Genomic DNA, 25,880 nt, shown 5'->3' on the forward strand with positions numbered 1-25,880 from the left:
TGTGGCGCTTTGCCACGACATCGCCATACCGAAGGCCCCTGTGAACGAGTTCATAGGGTCGTCGCCGTTTGCAGTGCACGATGGCCGAACCTTCGACGGACGGATTTGGCCTGATGCGCAAGCAACTCGTCGCCTGGACCATCCTGACCTCGGCCCTGGTGGCCGTTGCCGTGTGGACCGTGCTCGGGCCACCCGACCATCCGGCCGGCCCGCATCTGCCCTCACGCGACCTGACGGCGTCGGTGCGGTAGACACGAACCAGCATCCCACTTCGCTCGAAAACGCCTTGTCTCTCGAAAGCGCCTTGCAACCGATACCATTTCGGCATCGATCAATCCCAATTGGAATTTGGTGCAACGGAACCCCAGCCGCTATCCTCTGCCGCAAAACGACAAGCCATACCGGCTTAGGAGGACGGCCCATGATCAAACCGACACGCCCCGCATCCCGCGCGGCGATCGCCACCACGCTCTTCACCGCTCTTGTCAGCGCTCTTGCCCTCGTTTCCGGAGTCCGTGCCGGCATGGCCGAAACCTTCGCCTATGTCGGCAATGCCGACAGCAACGACATCAGCGTGTTCAAGATCGCCGAGAACGGCGAGATGACGCCGGTGCAGACGGCCGCCTTCACCGGCGTCGAAAAACCGGGATCCTCGACCCCGCTCGCGATCACGCCCGACCACCGCGTGCTGATCGCCGGCGTCCGCTCGCAGCCCTTCCTCGCGGAGAGCTTTGCGATCGATCCCAAGACCGGCCAGCTCAGCCATATCGGCAACGGGCCGCTCGCCGACAGCATGGCCAACATTGCCACCGACCGCGGCGGCAAGGTGCTGTTCAGCGCCTCCTATGGCGGCAACAAGGTCGCGCTAAATCCGCTTCAAGCCAACGGCGTCGTCGGCGAGCCGAAGCAGGTGATCCCGACCGGGCTGAACGCACACGCCTTGCTGCCCTCGCCCGACAACCGTTTTGTGTTCGCGACCAATCTCGGCTCCGATCAGGTGTTGAGCTTTGCGTTCGATGCCGCCGCGGGCACGCTGACGCCGAGCGATCCGCCGGCGATCAAGACGCCGGAGAAATCCGGGCCGCGGCACTTCGTGTTTCATCCCAACGGCAAGTTCGTCTATCTCATCCACGAGCTGAACGGCGACGTTGCAGCATACAGCTATGAAGCCAGGAGCGGCGCGTGGAGCGAGATCCAGCGCACGACGGCGCTCCCCGAGGGCTTCAACGGAAAACCCTGGGCCGCCGACATCCACATCACCCCCGACGGCCGCTTCCTCTACGCTTCCGAGCGCACCACCAACACGCTCACCGCCTACAAGGTCGATGCCACCAGCGGCAAGCTGACCGCGATCGGCAGCGTGCCGACCGAGAAGCAGCCGCGCGGCTTCAACATCGATCCGACCGGCCGCTACCTCGCCGCGGTCGGCGAACTGTCCGACGGTATGACGGTCTACGCCATCGACCAGACCAGCGGCGCACTCAGCAAGCTGAAATCCTACGCCACCGGCAAGAAGCCGAACTGGGTGGAGTTTTTGACGCTGAAGTGAGGTGGCGCTGCCCCTCCTCTCCTACGGTAGCTTCTACAAGAGGCCGTCATGCCCGGGCTTGTCCCGGGCATCCACGTTCTTCGTTCCACGTGGCCAAGACGTGGATGGCCGGGACAAGCCCGGCCATGACGAGTCCGGGATGCGCGACCACCGGCGAACCTCTTTGCTTTCGCAGCGACTAAATCAACGGGCGGCTTCCTGCCGCCTGCGCTGCGGCATTTCTCATCCGGTCAACCCATGGCCCGCCGCTGCCGCTTCTGCTATCGATCGAGGCCCTATCGATAAAGCCTTGCGGCCAACCGGAATGACCGATGCGTTCATTGCCTGCGCGTTCCTTTTCCCGGACCTTCGCTGCCCTCGCCGGACTGGCGCTGGTCTCCGCCCAGCCCGTGCTCGCTGCCGATGACGACGCGCCCAAGGGGCCGGCGGTCACGGTGCTGAAGGCGGCAAAGTCCTGCTTCTCCGACATCGTCGAGGCCACCGGCTCGATCATCGCGCGCGAGGAGACCTCGGTGCGGCCCGAGCGTCCCGGGCTCAAGGTGACCGAGGTGCTGGCCGAAGCCGGCGAGACCACGACGGCCGGCCAGGTGCTGGCACGGCTGGCGCTGCCCGAAGGCGGCACGCTGCAGGTCACCGCCCCGGTCGCCGGCGTCATCGCCACCTCGACCGCGCAGATCGGCAATCCCGCCTCGGCGAAGGGCGAGGCGCTGTTCACCATCGTGGCGCGCAGCGAATATGATCTCGTCGGCCTGGTTGCGACCAACGATGTCAGGAAGCTCGCGGTCAATCAGCCAACGACCGTGCGCATTGCCGGCGCCGGCGATATCGAGGGCAAGGTGCGCCGCATCGGACCGACCGTCGAGCCGAACATCCAGCAAGGCATGGTCTATATCGGCATCTCCTCGCAGAAGCGGCTGCTGCTCAATGCGAGCGGTCGCGCGCTGATCAAGACCGGGCAGAGCTGCAACGTCGCGGTGCCGCTGACGTCGGTGCAATATTCATCCGCCGGCACCGTGGTGCAGGTGATCCGCCGCAATCGCGTCGAGACCAAGCGCGTCGAGACCGGCTTGATGTCGGGCGGCAATATCGAGGTCCGCGACGGCCTCACCGAAGGCGATATCGTCGTCGCCCGCGCCGGCGCGCTGCTGCGCGAAGGCGATCCCGTGCGCCCGGTGATGGCGAGCGCGGACGCGGCGAAGTAGCAGCCACGGTCGTCATTGCGAGGAGCTCTTGCGACGAAGCAATCCGCGGAGAGATTCTGGATTGCTTCGCTGCGCTCGCAAGGACGATGGAGAGGCAGATTTGCGCACGGCGCTTTGCGCCTTTGCCCACCCTGCGAAGCTACGTTCGCCGCTAGAAACTAGCCGCCGGCTTCGTTGAACTGCACGTCCTCGAGCAGCGAGGACGAGACCGTCGGGACCTGGTCGCCTTCGGAGGCGCGGGAGATGGCGACGCGGGTCTTGTTGAAGACGCTTTCGGCGCTGCTACCTTGCGCATTGAGATTGTTGAGGAGCTCGCTGACCAGCGTGCTGTGCTCGCCCTTGCCGTCGTCGACGACCTTGCCGGGCGAGGCCGAGGAGAGGATCAGCGCATTGTCGGGCGTGCCGATCGGCGCGAGGCCATGCGAATAGGAGCGGAAGCGGCGCTCATAGGGATTGCGGCGGGACGCATCGACGACGACGAGCTTGGCCTTGGCGCCCTGCTCCTTCATCATGTTGAGCACGCCCTCGATCGAGACGCCCTGGCGGCGGACGTCGCTCTCCTTCCAGATCACGGCATCGACCGGCAGCATGTAGCTCTCGCGGCCGGCCTGCACGCCGTAGCCGCCGAAGAACAGCATGACGACGGTGTCGTGCCTGATGCGGGACTTGAGGCGGTTGACGGCGCGGACCATGTCGTCCTTGCTCGCGTCCTCCACCATGTCGACGTCAAAACCGTTCTTGCGCAGCGACGAGGACAGCGCGCGCGCGTCGTTGATCGACTGCGTCAGCGGCGCGGTCGCGTCGGGATAATGACCATTGCCGATGACGAGCGCGAGACGCGAGGTCTGGCCCAGCGAGCCCGTGACCTGGTCGGTCGAGACGGCCTTGGCGGCATCGAGCGAACGCATGTTCAGCGCAGCATGAGCGCCGATCGCCAGCGACACCGTGCCGATAAGGGCCGCGGCCACCGCAATCGTGCGTCGGGAAATGTCGAGCTGCCTTACATTCATCTCGGTTCATTCCTGTCAGTGCCAAAGACCGTCCATGCGCGCGCACACGGATTGAGTAGCGCGATAGCGTCTTTAGGTTTGAGGGATTGGCCGGGGGAGTGCCCCCGAATTGCGCGCAATTTGCGGCGCCGCACCAAACAAACCCTTAACCGGATATCACTGCCCCGGCAATAGATCGCCCAAAATTTGATATAAGCCATTGAATATATTGGTTAATTACCCAACCAAGGTTTCTCCATTTTTGGCTCCCCGTAGCCTTCCGGGGATTGATTATGCAGCTCCCGTGCCGGGCTTTTCCGTGACGTCAGTCACATTTGTATTTCCCGCGAATCCGGGTAGCTTTTCAAAGACTTGTGGGGGACGGGTCATCGATCTGGCTCCCGTGAAAGTCCCCCGCGACCAGGTATTTCATGAGCTTTCATTATTTTGCAGGTGCCGCGTGCCGGGTGCTGACGGCGCGGAAAGACGGCCCCTCCCTTTATGACGTCTGCGATCCCGTCTTGTCGGGCCAAGCCAGCGGCGATCCGCATCTGGCGAAATTTTACAAGACCGCGCTCGGCAACCCGGCGCTGCGGGTGCTGCTGCGCCGCGCCGGCCTGAGCGATCTGCGTGACGAGGCCAAGCTGACCCGGCTGCGCGAGGCTTTGGCCCGCGCCCGCGACGATGCCGAACCCGACTGGGCGGCGGTCGGCCAGCCCATCGCCGATCTCGTCGACACCATCGCGCTCGACCATCCAAAACCGCCGCCGGTCAATTTCGTCGGCGCGATGCCGGCACAATCGCAGATCGACGGCGTGATCCGCGACTGCGCGCAGCATCTGCTCGGCTCGTACCGCAACAACGGTTTCCTGCCGACCTATGCCGCCTTCAACCTGATCGGCGATCCCGATTTTCGCGGCCGCGAGCTGATCATGGCGCTCAGCGGGCTGAACGCGCGTGGCTACAAGAATTCATCGCTGCTGTTCAACCTCGCCCGCGTCTTCATCGCGCGCTCGCCCGCGCGCGCCGTGGTCAATCCACCCTGGCGAGGAATCGCCGAGCCGATGTGGGAGCCGGTGCAGATCCGCCACCGCTCGGCCTATTACGATGCGTTCTTCATCGAGGCGCTGCTCGGCTATGTCGAAACGGGGCTCGCCTCGCCGGCCGACAAGACTGCAGCCGAGCGCGCCATCGCCGACATGGTCGATTTCTGCGTCAACATCAGCCGCGAGCAGGTCGAGGGCAGCGGCGGCCAGCGCTTCAACGTCATCACGGCGCTGGCACCGGCGCCGCATCCGCGCTTTTCGCGCTATTTCGCCCAGATCAAGCAGGACCTTGGCTTCGGCGTCTATGTGCCGGATTGCGACACCACGGCGTGCTCGATTTCGGCGGCGACGCAGGCCGGCTGCACCGATCCGATCATCGACCAGCCGCTGCTGGATTTCTACGCGGGCTATCAGGTGCATGCCGGTGTCAACGAGCCGCGCGTGACGGTGCCGCTCAACGACAATATCGACTACGAAGGCGGCGTTGCGACCTGGATCGACAACCTCAAGGGCGAGCGTCCTTACGGCAACGATCTCGATCCGACGCTCAATCTCGACATTCTCGAGGTGAGCTTTCGCAACCTGGCGCGCTGGAGGATTCTGGAGACACCGGCGCGGCTCGCGACCGTGCATCGCATCATCGGCTTCCAGAAGCGGCTGGCGGCGAGCGGTGCCTTCGCCAATCCACGCTCGCACATCTATTATCTGCCGGAGCTCTACAGCGCCTATTTCGGCCGCTGCTATGCGGCCTTCCTGGCGCTGCCGCTGGCAGCCCAGGCTGCGATCGATCCCGACGGCGATTTCGATTTCATCCGCCATCGCGTGCTTTCCTACGTCAAGGGCGAGCTGATGGCGGCCGAGATGAACGTGTTCGACGCGGCACTGGCGCTGATCGCGCTCGGCCATCTCGGCGCCGACCCGCGCGCGTTCGCGCCGGCTCTGAACGTGATCGTCAATGCCATCGGCGAAGGCGGCCGCCGCGGCCCGTTCCGCGCCTATGAATGGAACAAGATGAAGACCCCGACGCGGATTTTGGTCGGCGGCCCCGAGGTGACGTCGGCGTTTGTGTTGATGGGCCTGGCGGTGGCGAGGCGGGCGATGGCGCGGGGGTAACACGCACTCCATCCGTGCCCCGGACGCAGCGCAGCGCCTCTTCGGCGGTGCGCTGCAGAGCCGGGGCCCATGCCACCGGTACGCTCCCCCGCGATTTTCTGGGTCCCGGCTCAGCGGAGCGGCGTTGCACGTCGCACCGCGTCCGGGACACGAGCGCCATTCGTTCAATGACGGGAAGTTGAAAGCCTCTCCGTTAGGCATGTGCTGGCCGGGCGGCCCAAAGCCGACCACAATTGCGGGGCTTATCGAGATTTTCCCGAACCTTCGGACCGACATGTTGCGAAAAGTCCTGATTGCGCTGTCTCTGCTCGCTGTGCCGTCGCTGGCGCAGGCGGCTGACGTCACCGGCACCGCCAAGGTCCGTGATGGCGATTCCGTCCTGATCGGCAGCACGCGGATCCGGCTTGGCGGCATCGACGCGCCGTCGGCCGACCAGCTTTGCCTCAACAACAAATCCGAGCGCTGGACTTGCGGCGCGGCAGCGCGCGACGAGCTCGCCAAATACACCGAGGGCAAGAGCTGGGTCTGCCATGCCCGCTCGATCGACCGGCGCGGCCGCACCGTGGCGCGCTGCGAGGTCGGCGGCGAGGACATCCAGAAATGGCTGGTGCGCAGCGGCTGGGCCCTGTCCTACGCCCGCGTCTCCCACGATTACGACGCGGACGAGGCTGCCGCACGTGAGGCAAAAGCCGGGATGTGGCAGGGCGCCTTCATCGCCCCCTGGGACTGGCGCGTGCGCAACAAGAAGACGACGATTTTGGGCGCCACCAAGCCGCCCGAAGGCGCCCATGCGGTGCTGCTCGCCTCGGCCTCGGGGCCGGTCGCGCCCTCGCCGGACTGCACCATCAAGGGCAACGTCAACACCGCCGGCGAGTGCATCTATCACACCCCGAACAGCCGCTGGTACACCCAGATCAAGATGAAGATCAGCAAGGGCACACGCTGGTTCTGCTCGGTCGAGGAGGCCGAGGCCGCCGGCTGCCGCGAGACGAAGCGATAACCCACCTCAGACCTGCATTTTACGTGCTTTTCTCAGGCTGCGCCGCCGCGTAGAAGAGTGAATCAGCGACCCACCAGACAGTCTTCACGACACAAGGAAGATAGCAATGACCGTTCGCGCGGGCCGGGAATTTCTGGCCATCCCCGGGCCCACCACGATGCCTGACGCGGTGCTGCAGGCGATGCATCGTCCGGCGATCGACATCTACTCCAGGGAGATGCTCGACCTGACTGAAAGCCTGCTCCGCGACATCTCGAATCTGTTCGCGACCAAGGGCAAGTCCTACATCTACATCGCCAACGGCCACGGCGCCTGGGAAGCCGCGCTCAGCAACGTGCTGTCGCGCGGCGACAAGGTGCTGGTGCTGGAGAGCGGACGGTTTGCGATCGGCTGGGGCAATGCGGCCGCGCTGATGGGCGCCGAGGTCGAGGTGCTCAAGGGCGACTGGCGCCGTGCGGTGCGGCCACACGAGGTCGAGGAGCGGCTGCGCCGCGACACCGAGCACAAGATCAAGGCCGTCGTCGTCGTCCAGATCGATACGGCCTCAGGCGTGCAGAACGACATCGAGGCGATCGGCAAGGCGATCAAGGCGGCCGGCCATCCCGCGCTGTACATGGTCGACACCGTCGCCTCGCTCGGCTGCATGCCGTTCGAGATGGACAAATGGGGCGTCGACGTCGCGATGTCCGGCTCGCAGAAGGGCCTGATGACGCCGCCCGGCCTCGGCTTCGTCTCCGCGAACGCGCGTGCGCTGGAAGCCCACAAGAAGGCGAACATGGCAACGCCCTATTGGAGCTGGAGCGAGCGCGAGGGCACCGAGAACTATCGCAAATATGCCGGCACCGCGCCGGTGCATCTGTTGTTCGCGCTGCGCCAGGCGATCGACCTTATTCACGAGGAAGGCCTGGAGAACGCGTTCCGCCGCCACGCCCTGCTCGGCGAAGCCGCGCGGCGGGCGGTCGGCGCATGGACTGAGGGCCAGGTGCTCGGCTTCAACGTCGCCGAACCGCATGAGCGCTCCAACACCGTGACCACGGTGACCATGACCACCGGCCACGATCCCGCGGTGCTGCAGCGCTATTGCAAGGAGAAGTGCGGCGTCGTGCTCGGCACCGGCATCGGCGATCTCTCGGGACAAGCTTTCCGCATCGCCCATATGGGCCATGTTAACGCGCCGATGCTGCTCGGCACGCTCGGGGTCATCGAGGTCGGCCTCAACGCGCTGAAGATCCCGCACGGCAAAGGCGGGCTCGAGGCGGCGGTGGCGTATCTCGGCGAGCAGGTGGCAGCGTAGGCTTCTTCGCCTCTCCCCGCGTGCGGGGAGAGGCCGGAATGGGCGCGCTTCCGCGCGCATTCCGGGTGAGGGGGACTCTCCGCGAACTCAACTCTCACCTCCCTCGCGGAGACTCCCCCTCACCCCACCCTCTCCCCGCAAGCGGGGCGAGGGAGCCGACCGCCGGTGCAAGCGGCCTTCTTTAAATCCCCCACATTCGATCTGATATAGAGGCCAGACACGCCCCTATATCGAGGATCGATTTGCCCAAAACCAGCAAAATCAGCACAGCTCCGGTTGCTCCGCGCCGGCCGCATTCCTTCACCCACCACGGCATCACCGTGACCGACGACTATGCCTGGCTGAAGGACGCGAAATGGCAGGAGGTGCTGCGCGAGCCCAAGGTGCTCGATCCCGACATCCGCAAATATCTGGATGAAGAGAACGGCTACACCGAGAGCCTGCTCGGCCACACCGCGAGCTTGCAAAAGACGCTGGTGCGCGAGATGCGCGCCCGCATCAAGGAAGACGATTCCAGCGTGCCGTCGCCGGACGGACCGTTCGCGTATTTCCGCAAATTCCGCGAGGGCGGCCAGCACGAGCTGTTCGGCCGCATGCCGCGCGAGGGCGGCGAGGGCGATATCGTGCTCGACGGCGATGCGCTGGCAAAAGACCACAAATACTTCAAGTTCGGCGGCAGCCGCCACTCGGACGATCACAAGCTGCAGGCCTGGAGCGCCGACACCAAAGGCTCGGAATATTTTACGATCCGCGTCCGCGACTGGGCTACGGCCAAGGACCTCGACGACGTCATCGAGGAGACCGACGGCGGCGTCGTCTGGAGCAAGGACGCGAAGTCCTTCTTCTATGTGAAGCTCGACGACAATCACCGCCCGATGCAGGTGTGGCGGCACAGGCTCGGCACCAGGCAGGCGGACGACACGCTGGTCTATGAGGAACAGGATTCCGGCTGGTTCACCCATCTGCATGAGAGCACCAGCGGCCGCTTCTGCGTGATCGCCGGTGGCGACCACGAGACGAGCGAGCAGCGGCTGATCGATCTCACCCATCCGGAAGCGCCGCCGCGCCTTGTCGCAGCGCGCCAAGACGGCGTGCAATATTCGCTCGCCGATCGCGGCGACGAGCTCTTCATCCTCACCAATGCCGACGACGCCATCGACTTCAAGATCGTCACGGCACCGCTCGCCTCGCCCGAGCGGAACAACTGGCGCGACCTGATCCCCTATCGTCCCGGCATCTACATCATCGATCTCGATCTCTATGCCGGCCATCTGGTGCGGCTGGAGCGCGCCAACGCGCTGCCCGCGATCGTGATCCGCGACCTCAAGACGACGGAGGAGCACGCCATCGCGTTCGACGAGGCCGCCTATTCGCTCGACACGATGGGCTCCTACGAATTCGACACGACAAATTTGCGTTTTGCCTATTCGTCGATGACGACGCCGTCGGAGGTCTACGACTACGACATGGCCAAGCGCACGCGCACCTTGCGCAAGCGCCAGGAAATTCCGTCCGGGCACGTTGCGAGCGACTACGTCACCACCCGCATCATGGCAAAGGCGCAGGACGGCGCCGAGGTGCCGGTCTCGATCCTCTATCGCCGCGGGCTCAAGCTCGACGGCGCGGCGCCGCTGCTGCTCTATGGCTACGGCTCCTACGGCATGGCGATGCCGGCCTCGTTCAGCGCCAACCGGCTGTCGCTGGCCGACCGCGGTTTCGTCTACGCCATCGCCCATATCCGCGGCGGCGCCGACAAGGGCTGGGGCTGGTATCTCGACGGCAAGCGCGAGAAGAAGACCAATTCGTTCGATGATTTCGCCGCCAGCGCCCGCGCGCTGATCGATGGGAAATATACCAGCGCCAAGCGTATCGTCGGCCATGGCGGCTCGGCCGGCGGCATGCTGATGGGCGCGGTCGCCAACCGTGCCGGCGAACTATTCGCGGGCATCGTCGCCGAAGTGCCGTTCGTCGACGTGCTCAACACCATGCTCGACGACACGCTGCCGCTGACGCCGCCCGAATGGCCGGAATGGGGCAACCCGATCGAGAGCGAAACGGATTTTCGCACCATCCTGTCCTACTCGCCCTACGACAACGTCGCAGCAAAAGACTATCCAGCGATTTTGGCGATGGGCGGCTTGACCGATCCGCGTGTCACCTACTGGGAGCCCGCCAAATGGATCGCGCGCCTGCGCGCAACCATGACCGGCGGCGGTCCGGTCCTGCTCCGCACCAACATGGGCGCCGGCCATGGCGGCACCTCGGGACGCTTTGACCGGCTCGATGAAGTCGCGATCGTGTATGCGTTCGCGCTGTGGGCCGCGGGAATGGCGGAGGCGGGGGTGTAAGCCGCACCCACCTCACACCGCCCCGTGCGCCTCCACATAAAGCGCGTAGATCGAGTGGCAGCTCGCCATGTAGAGGCGGTTGTTCTTCGGGCCGCCGAAGCACAGATTTTCGCAGCGCTCGGGCAACTTGATGAAGGCGAGCGGCTTGCCCTCGGAGCTGAACACCATGACGCCGTCGAGATCCTCCGACTTGCCCTTGAGCTGGTAGACCTTGCGGCCACCGACGTCGCTCGGCTCGGACTGCAGTGCGCCGTTGGAGCCCCAGCCGCACCAGAGATTGCCGTCGCGGTCGACGCGAAAACCGTCGAGCGAGCCCTGGTCGGCGGCGTCGATCAGCTTGGTCTTGCCGCTGAGGCTACCGTCGTCGCCGACATTGTAGCTCCAGATGCTGCGATTGGGCGTACCCTTCCACTCGACGACATAGAGTTTCTTCTCATCCGGCGAGAAGGCGATGCCGTTCGGATTGACGAGGTCGGTGAGCACGGCGGTGAGCTTGCCGTCCCTGGCGATGCGGTAGACGTTGGTGGTGGCCTGCTCCGGCTTCTCCTTCTTGCCCTCCCACTCGCCGGCAATGCCGAAGATCGGATCGGTGAACCAGATGCTGTCGTCGGACTTCACCACGATGTCGTTCGGCGCGTTCAGCCGCTTGCCCTCGAACTTGTCGGCGAGCACTGTGATCTTGCCGTCCTTCTCGGTGCGGGTGATACGGCGCGTGACGGAGTGCTCACAGGTGACAAGCCGGCCCTGCCGGTCGCGCGTATTGCCGTTGGCGTAATTGGCGTTGGCGCGGAACACGCTGGTCTGCCCGGTCTTCTCGTCGAACTTCATGATCCGGTTGTTGGGAATGTCGGAGAACAGGAGATAACCGCCTTCCGGGAAATAAACCGGACCTTCGGCCCAGCGCAGGCCAGTCGCGACCTGCTCGAGCGTCGAGGAATAGAGCCGGTATTTTGCAAAACTCGGGTCGAGGATCTGGACGGCAGGGTCCGGATAGCGCTGAGCGGGCGTGAACGGAAACGATTGCGCACCGGCCGCGCGGGCCAGCAGCGTCGAAGCCGCCGCCGCGCCGGCGCCGGACAAGAGATTGCGTCGCGTGAAAGTCATAAGAGTTCTCCCTGCTTGATAAAAGGCCGGCACTTGATGTGGCCGGCCTGTTTCTTGACGTGATCGGTTTTGGCGCGAACGGCCTTACCGGCTGTTCTTCTTCCGCCATTCCGCGAAGTCGGTGAGCGTCTGCGGATCGGTCGCGGGATAAAGGCCGAAAATGCCGCGGCCCTTGCCGACCTCCTCGGTGACGAAATCCTCGAACGCCGTCATCTCGAAGGTTTCATTGGCGATCTCATCGGCGAGATGCGCGGGGATGACGATGACGCCGTCGGCATCGCCGAGGACGACGTCGCCGGGAAACACCGGCGCATCGCCGCAGCCGATGGGAACGTTGATCTCGATCGCCTGATGCAGAGTCAAATTGGTCGGCGCGGAGGGGCGATGATGGTAGGCGGGAATGCCGAGCTTGGCGATCTCGGCGGAATCACGAAAACCGCCGTCGGTGACGACACCGGAGACGCCACGCTTCATCAATCGCGTCACCAGGATCGCGCCGGCGGAAGCCGCGCGCGCGTCCTTGCGGCTGTCCATCACCAGCACGCTGCCTGCCGGGCAATCCTCGACCGCCTTGCGCTGCGGATGGGAGTGATCCCTGAAGACGTCGATGGTGTTGAGATCCTCGCGCGCCGGCATGTAGCGCAGCGTGAAGGCCTCGCCGACCATGGTCGGCTGGTCGCGGCCTAAGGGATGCACATCCTGGATCATCTGGATGCGCAGGCCGCGCTTGAACAACGCAGTGGCGACAGTGGCGGTGGAGACGGTCTTGAGCTTGTTGCGGGTGGCTTCGCTAAGTTTGGGCATGATGTGCTCTCTCTGATCGTCATTCCGGGGCGCGCCACTTGGCGCGAGCCCGGAATCCATTTGGCCTCACATGTTGCGGCTCAATGGATTCCGGGGCTCATCGCTTCGCGATGCCCCGGAATGACGGGGGTTAGTAAATCGACGGCTCGCCGACCGGCGCGCCGAAATCAGTCTCGAGGAAGTCGAAGTCGCAGCCGTCGTTGGCTTGCTTGATGTGCTTGGTGAACATCCAGCCGTAGCCGCGCTCGAAGCGGCGCTCGGGCTGCTTCCAGGCGGCGCGGCGCTTGTCGAGCTCGGCCTCGGGCACATCGAGATTGATGGTGCGCGCGGCGACGTCGAGCGTGATACGATCGCCGTTCTGCACCAGCGCCAGCGGGCCGCCGATGTAGGCCTCCGGTGAAACGTGCAGGATGCAGGCGCCATAGCTGGTGCCGCTCATGCGCGCATCCGAGATGCGCACCATGTCGCGCACGCCCTGCTTCACGAGTTTTGTCGGGATCGGCAGCATGCCCCATTCCGGCATTCCCGGTCCGCCCTGCGGGCCCGCATTGCGCAAGATGAGGATGTGATCCTCGGTGACATCCAGATTGGGATCGTCGATCGCCTTCTTCATCGACGGATAGTCGTCGAACACCAGCGCGGGACCCGTGTGCTTGAGGAAGCGCGGCGCGCAGGCAGAGGGCTTGATGACGCAGCCGTCGGGCGCGAGATTGCCCTTGAGCACGGCGAGCGCGCCTTCCTTGTAGATGGGATTGTCCACGCTGCGAATGACATCGGCATTATGCACCTCGGCGCCGTCGATGTTCTCGCCAAGCGTCTTGCCGCTCACCGTGATGCAGTCGAGATGCAGATGGTCCTTGATCTGGCCCATCAGTGCCGGCAGGCCGCCGGCATAGAAGAAATCCTCCATCAGATAGGCATCTCCGCTCGGGCGGACGTTGGCGATGACGGGCACCTTGCGGCTCGCGATCTCGAAATCGTCGAGGCCGATGTCCTGGCCGGCTCGGCGGGCCTGTGCGATCAGATGGATGATCGCGTTGGTCGAGCAACCCATCGCCATCGCGACCGCGATCGCATTCTCGAAGGCCTTGCGGGTTTGGATCGTCTTCGGCGTCAGATCCTCCCACACCATCTCGACGATGCGGCGGCCACATTCAGAGGCCATGCGGATGTGGTTGGCATCCGCGGCGGGAATCGAGGAGGCGCCGGGCAGCGTCATGCCAATGGCTTCGGCAATCGCGGTCATGGTCGAGGCCGTGCCCATGGTCATGCAGGTGCCGTAGCTCCGCGCAATGCCGGCTTCGATGTCGAGCCAGTCCTTGTCGGAAATCTTGCCGGCGCGCCGCTCGTCCCAGTATTTCCAGCCGTCCGAGCCGGAGCCGAGCGTCTTGCCCTTCCAGTTGCCGCGCAGCATCGGGCCTGCCGGCAGATAGATCGCCGGAATGTTCATCGAGGTCGCACCCAAGAGCAGCGCCGGCGTGGTCTTGTCGCAGCCGCCCATCAGCACCACGCCGTCAACCGGATGGCTGCGCAGCAGCTCCTCGGCCTCCATCGCCAGGAGATTACGATAGAGCATGGTGGTCGGCTTCAGCAGCGACTCCGACAGCGACAGCGCCGGCAATTCCACCGGCAGGCCGCCGGCCATCAGGATGCCGCGCTTGACGTCGTCGACGCGCGACTTGAAGTGCATGTGGCAGGGCTGCGCGTCCGACCAGGTATTGATGATCGCGATGCACGGCCGATCCTTCCACTCCTCCGGGGCGTAGCCCATCTGCATGGCGCGGGAGCGGTGGCCGAACGAGCGGAGATCATCGGGCGCAAACCAGCGCGCGCTGCGGAGCTGGTCGGGTGCTTTCTTCTTGGTCATGATTGGGTGCCCCATTTCTGGACGGTGTTCCGCTCGATGGCGCGGAAGATCAGGTTCTCGACAAAGAGCCCGATGATAATCACCGTCAAGAGGCCCGCGAACACTGCGGGTATGTCGAGCAGGTTGCGGTTCTCGAAGATAAACCAACCGAGCCCGCCCTGGCCCGAGGACACGCCGAACACCAGCTCGGCGGCGATGAGCGTGCGCCAGGCAAAGGCCCAGCCGATCTTCAGACCGGTGAGGATGGAGCCGAAGGCGGCGGGAATGAGGATTTTTGCCACATAGGGCAGCCCGCGCAGGCCGTAATTGCGGCCGACCATGCGCAGCGTGTTGGACACGCTCTTGAAGCCGGAATGGGTGTTGAGCGCGACCGGCCACAGCACCGAATGGATCAGCACGAAGACGAGACTGCCATTGCCGAGGCCGAACCAGATCAGCGCCAACGGCAGCAGCGCGATCGCCGGCAACGGGTTGAACATCGCCGTCACCGTTTCCAGGAAGTCGGTGCCGATGCGGGTCGAAATCGCGAGCACGGTGAAGATCGCAGCCAGCACGATGCCGGCCGAATAGCCCATGAACAGCACCTTCAGCGAGGTCCAGGCCCGCATTGGAATAGTGCCGTCCTTCACGCGGTCGGATAGCGTCGCGATGGTGTCGTGCAGCGTGGGAAACAGCAGGGGGTTGTCGAGGTAAACACCGTAAGCTTCCCAGATCGCGGCCAGAAACAGGATGATGACGGCCTTGCGAACAAAGCCGTCGTTCCACAGCAGCTCGGCCACACTCAGCTTGCGCTCGACCTCACCCGTGCCACTGACGGCAGCGACCGGCGCATTACGCAGCAAAATCTTCACTTCGCCCATGAGCGGCTCCCCTAGTGCGCGGTGGCTTCGCCGGCGAACAGGAGATCGTGAATCTCCTTTTCGAGCCGGCCGGCGCTGCCGTCGTCATTGCCGACCTTGTCGACGTCGACCACCTCGGCCTTGACACGGCCGGGATGCGGCGACAGCAGCAGGATGCGGTTGCCGATGCGGATCGCTTCCGCGATCGAATGCGTCACGAACAGCACGGTGAACCTGGTTTCGCTCCAGAGCTGAAGCAGCTCGTCCTGGCAGGTCCGGCGCGTCAGTGCGTCGAGCGCTGCGAACGGCTCGTCCATCAGCAGGATGTCCGGTTCCATCGCCATGCCGCGCGCGATCGCGACACGCTGCTTCATGCCGCCGGAGAGCGTGTGCGGATAGGCGTCGACCACGCGGGTGAGGCCGACCTTCTCGATATAGGCCCGCGCCCGCGCTTCAGCGTCCTTGCGCGACAGCTTTCGCGCGGTCAGCAGCGGGAACATCACATTGGCGAGAACGCTCTTCCAGGGAAGGAGCTGGTCGAATTCCTGAAAGATCATCATGCGGTCGGCGCCGGGGCCGCGGATCTCGCGATCGCCGATCGTCATGCGGCCCTCGCTCGGTGACATGTAGCCGCCGACGGCCTTGAGCAGGGTCGACTTGCCGCAGCCGGACGGTCCGAGCAGCACGAAGCGGTCGGACTTGTCGACGGTGAAGCTCACCCTCTCCGTGGCGGTGACGACGGCGCTGGAGGTCTTGTAGCGCAGCGTCACGGAGCTGACGTCGAGCAGTGCCATCAGTTGCCCTTCAGGTCGTGCGCGACGGGGAGATAGTAATCGGTCCAGGCCTTGGGCTGGGTCTTCAGCGTGCCGGTCTTGTAGAGGTGGGCCGCGAACTTCATCGTGCCCTGCGGCTCGAGATTCCATTCCATCATGCCGGGTTCTTTCAGGAGATCGAGCAGCTCCTCCACCGAGGTCTTGTCGCCGGTGATCTCCTTGTAGATCTCGACCGCCTGTTTGGTATCGCTGCGGATCAGGTCCTGCGCTTCCTTGGTCGCGTCGCGCACGGCCTGGATGATCTTTGGATTGGCGTCGGCGAATTTGGTGGTGGTGAAGAACTGCGCCTGGCTGAGCGGCCCGCCCATCACGTCAGGCGAGTTCAGCACGATATGCGCGCCCGGCACGTTCTTCAGCTCGAGGAACGTGAAAGGCGGGATCGAGAAATGGGTGTGCACCTCGTGCTTGGGATTCGACAGCGCCGCATAAGCATCGGGATGGCCAAGCTGCACGGTATTGGCATCGAGCTTCGACCATTGGTCGGCGCCGAAGGCCTCTGCCGCCGCAATCTGAAGCACGATCGCCTGCGTCGAAACTTTCACGGTCGGCACCGCGATCTTGTCGCTCGGGCCAAAATCCTTGATCGACTTGATGTAGGCGTCACGGCTGATCAGCGTCATCGGTTGCGCCGAGGTCGCGACGATGCCCTTCACGCCGCCGCGGGTGCGATCCCACAGCAGCAGCAGATTGCCGGTGCCGGTGTTGAGAATGTCGACGCCACCTGCGAGCAGCGCATCGGTCTGCGCGCCGCCGCCGGAGAAGGTCACCCATTTGGTGGTGACGCCGGGCACGCCGAGCAAAGCCGCGTGCTTCTCGATCAGCTTCTGCTTCTCCATGATGTGGCTCGGCATGTAGAAAATGCCAGGCTGCCGCGACAGGGAGATCTCGGATTTCTGCTGCGCCTGCGCGGTTGAGGTCGACAGGACTGCCGCGGCGATCAGGGCGATGACTGTGCAGCCACGCTGGAATTGCTTGACCATTGTTGTTCGTTTCCTCCGGCCGGCATTGACGCGCAACCGCGCTGATGCACTAATGCATTAGTGTATCAAAGGCAAGTCCGCCGGAGCCGCAGCCATGGAATCAGCCCATCCCGTGCCGCGCGCGGCCGCCCGGCTCGACCGAGCCCGGCAGGCCGCGCCGCAGGTGTTCGAGCGGCTGCGCAATGCGATCATTGCGCTGGAATTGCCGCCCGGCGCGCCGCTGTCGCGTGCAGAGCTGGCCGGTCAGTTTGGCGTCAGCTCAACGCCGGTGCGCGACGCGCTGATGCGGCTCGAGGAAGAAGGCCTGGTCGACGTATTTCCGCAGCACGCGACCGTGGTCAGCCAGATCGACGTCGACCGCGCGCAACAGGCGCATTTCCTGCGCCAGGCGCTGGAGCTGGAGATCGTCCGGCTCCTTGCCGACAAACCTGATCCTGCCCTGATCATTCGGCTGGATCACGCCATTGCGTTGCAACAGCAATTCGCGAAGGCCGGCGACTTCGAGGCCTTCATTGCCGGCGATAATGATTTCCACGCCCAGCTCTATGCCGCCGCCCGGAAGCAGGACCTTTGGATGCTGGTGCGAAGCCGCAGCGGACATATTGACCGGCTGCGCCGGCTGCATCTGCCCTCGCCCGGCAAGGCCCAGAACATCGTACGCCACCACAAGCTGATCACGCGTGCAATCGAGGCGAAAGATGCCCAGGCTGCGCAGCAGCATCTGCGCAAGCATCTATCAGGCACGCTGAGCGAGCTGGATAGGATCCGCGAGCGCTATCCCGAATATCTCTCCGACTAGGCGGGCACCGAGGACCAGGCGGGCACCGGGTCATTTGCACGCAGACATGCATATGACTTGCACGCAACCCCGGCGATCACACGTCGCAATGGGCGCGAAGTGCTTGCAGGCCAGGCACGATCCGCGCAACAGTTCCGTATTTGATGCTTTGATTTGGGTCGCAGGGAACTTCCCCCGCCCGATCCGGAGGTTTTTGACGTGGCCAACATCCTGATCGTGGATGACGACCCGGCCGTCCAGCTTACGATACGCCTGCTGTTGGAGCGGGCCGGTCATCACGTGACGGTCGCCGGCGACGGCCGCAAGGGGCTCGTCCTGTTCGAGGGCGGCCAGTTCGACCTGCTGTTCCTCGACATCTTCATGCCCGGCATGGACGGGCTGGAGACGATGCGTCACGTGCGGGCGCTCCAGCCTGCTATACCGATCATCGTGATTTCCGGCCGCTCGATCACGCCGGACGCCTATGCGGAGCCCGACTTCCTGAAGATGGCGATCAAGCTCGGCGCGGTCGCCAGCCTGCAGAAGCCGTTCCGGGCGGATGCGCTGCTGGCGGCGGTCGATGGTTGCCTGAAGTCGGGCGAGCCGGCGGGGCCCGATGTCAGCACCGGCCGCCGATGACAAGGGCCTTCGTTCCGTTCCAGGCCGGAACAGGCGCGGCCATGCGGGAAGCGGAGCGAACATTCCCATGAGACTCGCAACGCGGCTCACGATCGCGATGATCCTGCTGGTGGCGGTGACCGTGGCCGCAGTGGGGTGGCTGGGCTATCGCAACACGACCCAAGCCGTCATTCCGCGGGTCCTGGAACGCGTCGAAGCCCAGTCACGCCTCCTGGCGACCAATCTTGAATCCTACGTTGCCGGAGCCCGCGGCGATCTCCTCGGCTATCGCTCCGCCGCAGCCATCAATGGTCTGATCCGCGCCCATATCGCAGGCGGCATCGACACTCTCGACGGCGTTTCCGAGCAAACCTGGCGCGAGCGCATCGCGGCGCGCCTCGCGGCCGAGATCGACGCCAAGCCCAGCTATGGGCAGTTTCGAATTATCGGCCTTGATGACGATCAGCGCGAGCTGGTCCGCGTCGATCGCTCCGGCCCGAACGGAACGGCGCGGATCGTCCCCAATAGCGAACTGGAGCGCAAGACCGAGCGAACCTATTTTCAGGACACAATGCGACTGGCGCCGGGCGAGGTCTATGTTTCTCCGGTCGATCTCGCCAGCCGCCACGGGGGAACCGCGGACCTTCACATTCCGACGTTGCGGGTCGCGACGCCGCTGTTCACGCCGGACGGCAAGCCGTTCGGCATCATCATCGCCAATATCGACATGCGCCGGGCACTGGACAGTGTCCGCGCGACCACGAGCACAGGGGGAGAAATCTACGTCGTAAGCTGGCGCGGCGATTATCTCGTCCACCCCGATCGTGCGCGGGAATTCGGCTCAATGCGCGGCCATCCCACCGACTGGCGCCAAGACTTTCCATTTTTTGCCACGCTGGCCGGCAAGCTCGACGGATCCACCCATCTGACGACCGACGGATCGGGCCGGCCGAGCGGCGCGGCGATCGCGCCAGCACTGCTTGCAGGCAAGGAATGGATCGCGGTCGTCGAAACGATCCCCCCGCCCGTGTTCGGCCGGGTGCCGGCGGCCATTCAAAAGACCTCCTTGCTCGTCGGCGTACTTGCCGTGCTCGCCGCGGCTGCGCTCGCGGTGCTCCTGGCGCGCTCCTTGACGCGCCCGATCGGGCGTCTCACCGAAGCTGTGGAGGCCATCGGCCGCGGACGGCCGGCAGACATCCCCGTCGATGCCGGCGGCGAGACGGGCGTGCTGGCGCGGGCCTTTGCCCAGATGGTCGAAGAGACCCGGGTGAAAACCGCCGCGCTCGAACGCGAGATCGAGGACCATCGCCGCACCGAGGCCGCGCGAATCCATCATGAAGCGCGTGAGCGCCTGTTCAGTGCCGCGGTCGAGTCATCCGACGATGCGATCGTGATGCAATCGCTCGACGCCGTCATCACCGGCTGGAATCCTGCCGCCGAACGTCTCTACTTCTATTCGGCGGACGAGGCGATCGGGAAGTCCACCTCGATCATCGTCCCGACCGACCGCCGCGAGCAGGGCAAGGATATTTTGCAGCGTATCGCCCGGGGCGAGCCGATCGAGCGCTTCGAGACGGTGCGCCTGCGCAAGGACGGCACGCCGGTCGAGATCTCGCTCAGCCTGTCGCCGATCAGAGGGCGGTTGGGCGAGATCATGGGTGCCTCCGGGTCCGCGCGCAGCCTGACCGAAGCGCGGCGCGCGGAGCGGGCGCTACAGCAGCAACTGGAGGAGCGGCGGCAGCTTTTTGACACCTCGCAGGATCTGATCATGATCATGAACTCGCGGGGCCACATCGCGCAGATCAGCCCGAGCTGTGAGACCGTGCTCGGCTACAAGCCCGACGAGATGATCGGCCGCAGCGGCGTCGATTTCATCCATCCCGGCCATCTCGACCAATCCCGCGAGGAGATGCGCGCACTCCGGCGCGGCGGACATCCGAAGCTCGCCGACACGCGGTGCATTCACAAGGACGGCCACGAGGTCTGGCTGTCCTGGCTCGGCAATTGGTCGGATCAGGCCAAGCGTTTCTTCTTCGTCGGGCGCGACATGACCGAGGCGAGGCACGCCGCCGAATCCTTGCGTGACAGCGAGCAGCTTGCGCGCAACATCGTCGAGACCGCGCTCGATGCCTTCGTCCAGACCGACGATCGCAGCACCATCCAGAACTGGAGCTCGCGGGCCGAGGAGCTGTTCGGCTGGCGGCGCGACGAGGCGCTGGGCAAGAACGCGGTCGACCTGATCGTTGCGGAAAGCGAGCGCGAGAGGGTCAAGGCCGGCCTCGCCCGCTTCCTCGAATCCGCGGATGGCCAGACCCTCAACCGCCGCCGCGAGCTCATGGTCCGACGCCGCGACGGCAAGGAGTTCAAGGCTGAGCTGAGCGTCACGGCGCTGCGGCGCCGCGAGGGCGTCCTGTTCAACGTGTTTTACCGTGACCTCACCGACAAGATCGCCTCCGAGGAGCGCATCCGCCATGCCGAGAAGATGGAGGCGGTCGGCCAGCTCACCGGCGGCGTGGCGCACGATTTCAACAATATCCTCACCGTGATCACCGGGACGATCGAGATCCTGGCCGATGCCGTGGCCAAGGATCCGGGGCTCGCCGCGATCACGAAGATGATCGACGAGGCCGCTGGCCGTGGCGCCGAGCTGACCCAGCATCTGCTGGCCTTCGCACGCAAGCAGCCGCTGCAGCCGCGCGAGATCGACATCAATTCGCTGATCATCGACACCGCAAAGCTGCTGCGGCCGACACTGGGCGAGCAGATCCAGATCGAATCCGTGTTCGAGGACGAGAGCTGCGTCGCCGTGGTCGACCCGAACCAGCTCACCACGGCGATCCTCAACCTCGCGCTCAACGCGCGCGACGCGATGCCCGGCGGCGGCAAGCTGATCGTGGAGACGGGCGCCGCCTATCTCGACGAGGTCTATGCCAGCGTCAACGACGTCAGGCCCGGCCACTACGTGCTGATCGCGGTGAGCGACACCGGCACCGGCATTCCTTCCCATATGCTGGCGCGCGTGTTCGACCCCTTCTTCACCTCGAAGGGCCCGGGTAAGGGCACCGGGCTCGGGCTCTCCATGGTCTACGGCTTCATCAAGCAGTCCGCGGGCCACATCAAGATCTACAGCGAAGAAGGCCACGGCACCACGATCAAGATGTATCTGCCGCCGGGCAAGACACCGACGCCGGTCGCCGATGGCGTGATGCCAGCCTCAAGCGAGGGCGGTCACGAGACTATCCTCGTGGTCGAGGACGACCGGCTGGTGCGTGACTACGTGCTGGCCCAGCTGCATTCGCTCGGCTACGTCACCCTGCAGGCCGCCAATGCCGCGGAGGCGCTCACCATCGTCGCGAGCGGCAAGCCGTTCGACCTGCTGTTCACCGACGTGATCATGCCCGGCAAGATGAACGGACGGCAGCTCGCCGATGAGGTGCTGAAGACGCGCCCCGACCTCAGGGTGGTCTACACGTCGGGCTATACCGAGAACGCGATCATCCATCACGGCCGGCTGGATTCAGGCGTGCTGCTGCTGGCGAAGCCCTATCGCAAATCCGATCTGGCGCGGATCATCCGCAAGGCGCTGCAGGCGTAAGGCGATCTCGTGTCCCGGACAAGGCGCGAGCCGTGCAACGCTGCGACGCAGAGCCGGGACCCAGAACTGTCAGCCGTGGAGTTGGAGAGATGGGCCCGGCTCAGCGGCGCATCATTTCATGATGCACCGCGTCCGGGGCACGAGACCATTTTACGACGCGCGCTGGGCCGCGGTCATCACGATGCGGATCAGATCGGCGGCATTGCGGGCGCCGAGCTTCTTCATGATGTTGGCGCGGTGATCCTCGATGGTGCGCGGGCTGATGCCGAGGGTGCGGCCGGCTTCCTTGTTGGAGGCACCGGCCGCGAACTGCTCGAGCACCTCGCGCTCCCTGCGGGTCAGCGGCTCGCGTCCGGGGAAATGCAGCGAGCCGAATTTCGGCGATGCGTTCTCCGACTGCCGGCGCGCATAGGCGCCGATCGCCTCGTCCAGCCGGCCGACGATCTCGCTGCCGCGGAACGGCTTCTCGATGAAGTCGAGCGCGCCGCTCTTGATGGCGCCCACCGCCATCGCAATGTCGCCCTGGCCGGAGATCATGAAGATCGGCGCGGGATAGTCTTCGCCGTGCAGCTCCTTGAGAATATCGAGGCCCGACTTTCCGGGAATGTGCACGTCGAGCAGCACGGCAGCCGGCGTCCGGCTTCGCGCGACGGAGAGCAGTGCTGCGCCGTCCGCAAAACAGATCACCTCATACCCCGACGCCTTCAACACCATCGACAGGGTGTCGCGAACAGCCGGGTCGTCATCGACCACGAAGATCTCACCACGGGAGGTTTGTTCGACCATGTGCCATGTCCATTCGCCAAGGCGATTGCCAAGTCCGTTCGGCGTTCAAGGACTCGCGTCCGCGCCTAACGTTATGGCTTTCGGCGCAGATTCGACCCACCCCGCATTTGTACGGGACATGAACTTAACGCACAAGTAGCGCCATGGTGCCTTATTGCGGGGGACGGAGAATATCCATGCTAAATTACGCCGGCACTCCCCCGCTCGCCGCGATGGCCGAAACCGACAGCCGTCAGTTGATCACGGCCGAACTTCGCTCCCTGATCGCGCGCATCGATATCAGTATGCGCCTGATCGACGCGGCGATGGAGCCGGATGACGATAGCGCTATCTTGAGCGCTATCTCGGGTTCCACCGAGATTGTCGTGCTCGACGACGTCACGCCCCGTTATGCCACGGCGAGCGCCGCCCTCAACGCGTGCCGGGCCGAGCTCGGCCGGGCCCTTCAGAAGCTGTCGGAATCTGGTAATCCGGACTAGGCAGCAATCAGCGCAGCCGATTTGCCGCAGCCGCTTGCATGGCAGCTCCGCGCCTCAGGCGCGGTGCCGCTCCACGATCGCGTCGGTCGCGACGCCGCCCCAGGTATGGATCGTCGGCAGCCCCATCGCCGTCTTGCCGAGATTGGCGAGGCTGATGCGCAGCGCCGCGAGATCCAACGGCTTCGGCAGGCTCTGAAGCTCGATCCCGACCGAGCGGGCGAAGCTGCGGGCGCCGCTGCGGCGCTTGCCGTCCATGCCGCTGATGACGATCACGGAGCCCGTGAATTTCGCCGCCGCCATCTCGCGCAGCACGTCGATGCCGTCGCCATCCTCCAGCACGAGATCGAGCGTCACGCAGTCAAAGCGCGCCGCGCGCAGCTTCTCGATGGCTTCCGCGACCGACGGCGCAACGACGACTTCGTGGCCGGCCTGCTTGGCGGCGACACTGATCAGGCTGCGCTGCGTGGCGTCGTCATCGACCACCAGGAGCTGAAGCGCGCGCCGTTCGGCGACGTCGGGAAGGTTTGACGGGATAGGGGAGAGGGAGCTTCTTGGCATGGCCGGACCCTGAAATTGCGACCTGTCATTGATACACGGTGCGCGCTTAGGCCACGTAAAGCCGGGCCTGCAAATTCGTTCGGATGTTTTCAGAAAATGTGAAGCAACGCCTCGGGAAGGAGCAACACGCTGCGTGTCGCGATCACGCCACCGCATCATGGCCGCTGGCCGCGCCGCGCTTCTTGCGATTCTTGCCGCGTAGGAACTGGATGTCCATCTCGGCGCCGTTGACGCGCACCAGCTCGCAGCGGCGATAGGCAAGGCCGGTGGACGACAGCAGCAGGAAGAACTCCTTGAGGTTCAATCCCTGGATCGAGCCTTCCACCGTGAGGATGGCATCGGTATCGGAAATCGCATTGAGGGTGCAGTCGCGCCGCCACGTGCCGTCGATAGCCATGATGCAGACATCATAGCCCCGACTGAATGTGACGCGCTCTGCGCCCTTGCCATCCTCGGCCATGCCTATCGCCCTGCCATCGCGGCCATCCGCGGCGCCGCGGCACCGGCCGCCGCAGCGGCACGCGGATCATTCGGCCTGTAGAGGCCACGACGATCGGCAATCGGCCTGAACGTATCGGTCAGTCCGACCACGGTCTCCGCAGCGCCGAGCACCATGAAGCCGTCGGGCTCGATCTGGCGGGCCAGGCGGTTGAAGATGTTGATCTTGGTTTCCTGATCGAAATAGATCAGCACGTTGCGGCAGAAGATGACGTCAAACGTACCGAGGTGGGAGAAATCCTGCAGCAGATTGAGCTGCCGATGCTGGATCATCGCCCGCAGATCGGGATTGACTTGCCAGGTCTCGCCGGTCTGCTTGAAATATTTCATCAACATCTGGATCGGCAGGCCGCGCTGCACCTCGAACTGGCTGTAGACGCCGGCCTTGGCCTTCTCCAGCACTTCCTGCGAGAGATCGGTCGCGATGATCTCGACGCGCCAGCCGGTCAGGGCCCCGCCCATCTCCTTCAGGGTCATCGCGAGCGAATAGGGCTCCTGCCCGGTCGAGCCTGCGGCGCACCAGATCCGCACGCTGCGGCGGCTGGCGCGGGCCTTGAGGACTTCCGGCATGATGGTGTCGCGGAAATGGTCGAACGGGACCTTGTCGCGGAAGAAGAAGGTCTCGTTCGTGGTCATGGCTTCGACCACGCTGGTGATCAGCGCGCTCGAGCCGCCTTGCAGCTTCTGCACCAGATCGGAGATACCGGAGAGCCCGGCCTTGCGCGCAAGCGGCTGCAGACGGCTTTCGATCAGATATTGCTTGTCGGCGGACAGATCGAGACCGGAGCGCTCTTTCAGCAACTTACGCAGATACTCGTAGTCGGGCGGATTCACAGGATACCTCTTGACGCTACTGGCAGGTGTATTTTCAGGCAGCTGTCTCTTCTTCGCGCTCGACCAGCCCGACCTCTTGGAACTTCGCCAACACGATTTCCTTGTCGAACGGCTTCATGATGTACTCGTTGGCACCGCCGCCCATCGCCTTGGTGATGTGGTCGATGCCGTTCTCGGTGGTGCAGAACACGACCTTGGGCTCTTCGCCACCGGGCATGCGGCGCAGCGTGCCCAGGAACTGGAAGCCATCCATGACGGGCATGTTCCAGTCGAGCAGGATGGCTTCCGGCATGGCCTTCTTGCAATGAACCAGCGCCTCGACGCCGTCTTCCGCTTCAATGACTTGGAAGCCCAGCGCTTCGACGATGCGACGGGCGACCTTGCGAACGATGCTGGAATCGTCAACCACCAAACAGGTCTTCATCTTCGTTCTCCGGCTCTAAATGTCTTTCGTGAAAGTTCAGGCAGCCATTTGCACTTCGGTCTTGAGCTCGAGGACACGATCGACGTCGAGGACGACCATGAGCTGGCCGTCGAGACGGTGGACACCGCCGGCGAGCTTGGCCATGCGGGGGTCGAGGTTGACGGGGTTGTCTTCCTTGCCGTCCTCGGACAGCCGCAGCACCTCGCCGATCTGGTCGATCAGGAGGCCATAGGATTCGCCGCGCAGGTCGACGCCGACCGCCATCGGCACCTTGCCGTCCTCGGGCTTGGGCAGGCCGAGGCGGGCGCGCATGTCGACCACGGTGACGATGCGGCCGCGCAG

At 64.6% G+C, this 25,880-nt stretch carries 24 protein-coding genes; 11 read left to right on the forward strand and 13 right to left on the reverse strand.

The genetic code is table 11. The annotated features are described in order from the left end of the window. Positions 1 to 80 precede the first annotated feature (80 nt). The 3 genes from ABID59_RS35840 (at position 81) to ABID59_RS35850 (ending at position 2,751) form a co-directional block, all read left to right on the forward strand. Entirely contained in the window at positions 81 to 251 is a 171-nt protein-coding gene (locus ABID59_RS35840) for a hypothetical protein (RefSeq protein ID WP_187435412.1), read from the forward strand. Between the two features lie 170 nt (positions 252 to 421). Beyond that, complete coding sequence (locus ABID59_RS35845; RefSeq protein WP_354086475.1) at positions 422 to 1,549, forward strand: lactonase family protein; 1,128 nt, start codon at positions 422 to 424, stop codon at positions 1,547 to 1,549. A gap of 311 nt (positions 1,550 to 1,860) precedes the next feature. Then, complete coding sequence (locus ABID59_RS35850) at positions 1,861 to 2,751, forward strand: efflux RND transporter periplasmic adaptor subunit (protein ID WP_354086476.1); 891 nt, start codon at positions 1,861 to 1,863, stop codon at positions 2,749 to 2,751. Positions 2,752 to 2,909: 158 nt separating this feature from the next. Here the strand turns inward: ABID59_RS35850 and ABID59_RS35855 are convergent, their stop codons facing one another. Next, positions 2,910 to 3,761, reverse strand: coding sequence for a caspase family protein (locus ABID59_RS35855; RefSeq protein WP_148755890.1), 852 nt, complete (start codon positions 3,759 to 3,761; stop codon positions 2,910 to 2,912). A 410-nt stretch (positions 3,762 to 4,171) separates the two neighbouring features. Between ABID59_RS35855 and ABID59_RS35860 the strand changes: the two genes are divergently transcribed. The 4 genes from ABID59_RS35860 to ABID59_RS35875 all read left to right on the forward strand — a co-directional run bounded on the left by ABID59_RS35860 (position 4,172) and on the right by ABID59_RS35875 (position 10,541). Continuing rightward, entirely contained in the window at positions 4,172 to 5,899 is a 1,728-nt protein-coding gene (locus ABID59_RS35860) for a hypothetical protein (protein ID WP_354086477.1), read from the forward strand. Between the two features lie 274 nt (positions 5,900 to 6,173). After that, a complete protein-coding gene (locus tag ABID59_RS35865; protein WP_354036279.1) occupies positions 6,174 to 6,899 on the forward strand; it encodes a thermonuclease family protein in 726 nt (241 codons plus the stop codon). A 106-nt stretch (positions 6,900 to 7,005) separates the two neighbouring features. Continuing rightward, positions 7,006 to 8,193 (forward strand): pyridoxal-phosphate-dependent aminotransferase family protein, encoded by a 1,188-nt coding sequence (locus ABID59_RS35870; protein WP_354086478.1) that lies wholly within the window; start codon positions 7,006 to 7,008, stop codon positions 8,191 to 8,193. 242 nt (positions 8,194 to 8,435) lie between these two features. After that, entirely contained in the window at positions 8,436 to 10,541 is a 2,106-nt protein-coding gene (locus ABID59_RS35875; RefSeq protein WP_354086479.1) for a S9 family peptidase, read from the forward strand. A gap of 12 nt (positions 10,542 to 10,553) precedes the next feature. Here the strand turns inward: ABID59_RS35875 and ABID59_RS35880 are convergent, their stop codons facing one another. The 6 genes from ABID59_RS35880 to ABID59_RS35905 form a co-directional block, all read right to left on the reverse strand. Further along, positions 10,554 to 11,645, reverse strand: a complete 1,092-nt coding sequence (locus ABID59_RS35880; protein WP_148755895.1) for an SMP-30/gluconolactonase/LRE family protein — start codon at positions 11,643 to 11,645, stop codon at positions 10,554 to 10,556. Between the two features lie 84 nt (positions 11,646 to 11,729). Next, complete coding sequence (locus ABID59_RS35885) at positions 11,730 to 12,449, reverse strand: ribonuclease activity regulator RraA (RefSeq protein WP_148755896.1); 720 nt, start codon at positions 12,447 to 12,449, stop codon at positions 11,730 to 11,732. Between the two features lie 130 nt (positions 12,450 to 12,579). Continuing rightward, on the reverse strand, positions 12,580 to 14,316 hold the full coding sequence (gene araD, locus ABID59_RS35890; RefSeq protein WP_354086480.1) for an L-arabinonate dehydratase: 1,737 nt from the start codon (positions 14,314 to 14,316) through the stop codon (positions 12,580 to 12,582). Beyond that, on the reverse strand, positions 14,313 to 15,176 hold the full coding sequence (locus tag ABID59_RS35895) for an ABC transporter permease (protein WP_354086481.1): 864 nt from the start codon (positions 15,174 to 15,176) through the stop codon (positions 14,313 to 14,315). Before ABID59_RS35895 ends, araD begins: the two co-directional genes overlap by 4 nt. 11 nt (positions 15,177 to 15,187) lie before the next feature. After that, the gene (locus ABID59_RS35900; RefSeq protein ID WP_354086482.1) at positions 15,188 to 15,949 is read right to left on the reverse strand and encodes an ABC transporter ATP-binding protein; all 762 of its coding nucleotides are present in this window, start codon (positions 15,947 to 15,949) and stop codon (positions 15,188 to 15,190) included. Next, on the reverse strand, positions 15,949 to 16,968 hold the full coding sequence (locus tag ABID59_RS35905) for an ABC transporter substrate-binding protein (protein WP_354086483.1): 1,020 nt from the start codon (positions 16,966 to 16,968) through the stop codon (positions 15,949 to 15,951). The genes ABID59_RS35900 and ABID59_RS35905 overlap by 1 nt, the downstream gene beginning before the upstream one ends. Positions 16,969 to 17,062: 94 nt before the next feature. On the opposite strand from ABID59_RS35905, the gene ABID59_RS35910 reads away from it, so the two are divergent. The 3 genes from ABID59_RS35910 (at position 17,063) to ABID59_RS35920 (ending at position 21,959) form a co-directional block, all read left to right on the forward strand. Continuing rightward, entirely contained in the window at positions 17,063 to 17,767 is a 705-nt protein-coding gene (locus ABID59_RS35910; RefSeq protein WP_354036289.1) for a GntR family transcriptional regulator, read from the forward strand. A gap of 198 nt (positions 17,768 to 17,965) precedes the next feature. Continuing rightward, the gene (locus tag ABID59_RS35915) at positions 17,966 to 18,385 is read left to right on the forward strand and encodes a response regulator (protein WP_354086484.1); all 420 of its coding nucleotides are present in this window, start codon (positions 17,966 to 17,968) and stop codon (positions 18,383 to 18,385) included. After that, positions 18,363 to 21,959: a PAS domain S-box protein gene (locus ABID59_RS35920; RefSeq protein WP_354086485.1), complete on the forward strand. Its 3,597-nt coding sequence runs from the start codon at positions 18,363 to 18,365 to the stop codon at positions 21,957 to 21,959. The genes ABID59_RS35915 and ABID59_RS35920 overlap by 23 nt, the downstream gene beginning before the upstream one ends. 150 nt (positions 21,960 to 22,109) lie before the next feature. On the opposite strand, the gene ABID59_RS35925 is transcribed toward ABID59_RS35920, so the two are convergent. After that, positions 22,110 to 22,745: a response regulator transcription factor gene (locus tag ABID59_RS35925; RefSeq protein WP_148756727.1), complete on the reverse strand. Its 636-nt coding sequence runs from the start codon at positions 22,743 to 22,745 to the stop codon at positions 22,110 to 22,112. 176 nt (positions 22,746 to 22,921) lie between these two features. Here ABID59_RS35925 and ABID59_RS35930 point away from each other — a divergent pair, with 176 nt between their 5' ends. Then, positions 22,922 to 23,224, forward strand: coding sequence for a hypothetical protein (locus tag ABID59_RS35930; RefSeq protein WP_354086486.1), 303 nt, complete (start codon positions 22,922 to 22,924; stop codon positions 23,222 to 23,224). Positions 23,225 to 23,278: 54 nt separating this feature from the next. Here ABID59_RS35930 and ABID59_RS35935 read toward each other — a convergent pair whose 3' ends face one another. From ABID59_RS35935 to ABID59_RS35955, 5 genes are all read right to left on the reverse strand, one after another. Further along, a complete protein-coding gene (locus ABID59_RS35935) occupies positions 23,279 to 23,782 on the reverse strand; it encodes a response regulator (RefSeq protein WP_148756725.1) in 504 nt (167 codons plus the stop codon). Between the two features lie 142 nt (positions 23,783 to 23,924). After that, complete coding sequence (locus ABID59_RS35940) at positions 23,925 to 24,242, reverse strand: PilZ domain-containing protein (RefSeq protein WP_128963451.1); 318 nt, start codon at positions 24,240 to 24,242, stop codon at positions 23,925 to 23,927. Positions 24,243 to 24,244: 2 nt separating this feature from the next. Further along, positions 24,245 to 25,114 carry a CheR family methyltransferase gene (locus ABID59_RS35945; protein ID WP_354086487.1) on the reverse strand — a complete coding sequence of 290 codons (870 nt, stop codon included), beginning with the start codon at positions 25,112 to 25,114 and terminating at the stop codon, positions 24,245 to 24,247. A gap of 34 nt (positions 25,115 to 25,148) precedes the next feature. Beyond that, a complete protein-coding gene (locus ABID59_RS35950) occupies positions 25,149 to 25,538 on the reverse strand; it encodes a response regulator (protein WP_148756723.1) in 390 nt (129 codons plus the stop codon). A 36-nt stretch (positions 25,539 to 25,574) separates the two neighbouring features. Further along, the coding region (locus ABID59_RS35955; RefSeq protein WP_354086488.1) for a chemotaxis protein CheW at positions 25,575 to 25,880 on the reverse strand (306 nt) is incomplete at its 5' end.

Origin of the sequence: Bradyrhizobium sp. S3.3.6 (assembly GCF_040546905.1) — a bacterium.
GTDB lineage: Bacteria > Pseudomonadota > Alphaproteobacteria > Rhizobiales > Xanthobacteraceae > Bradyrhizobium > Bradyrhizobium cytisi.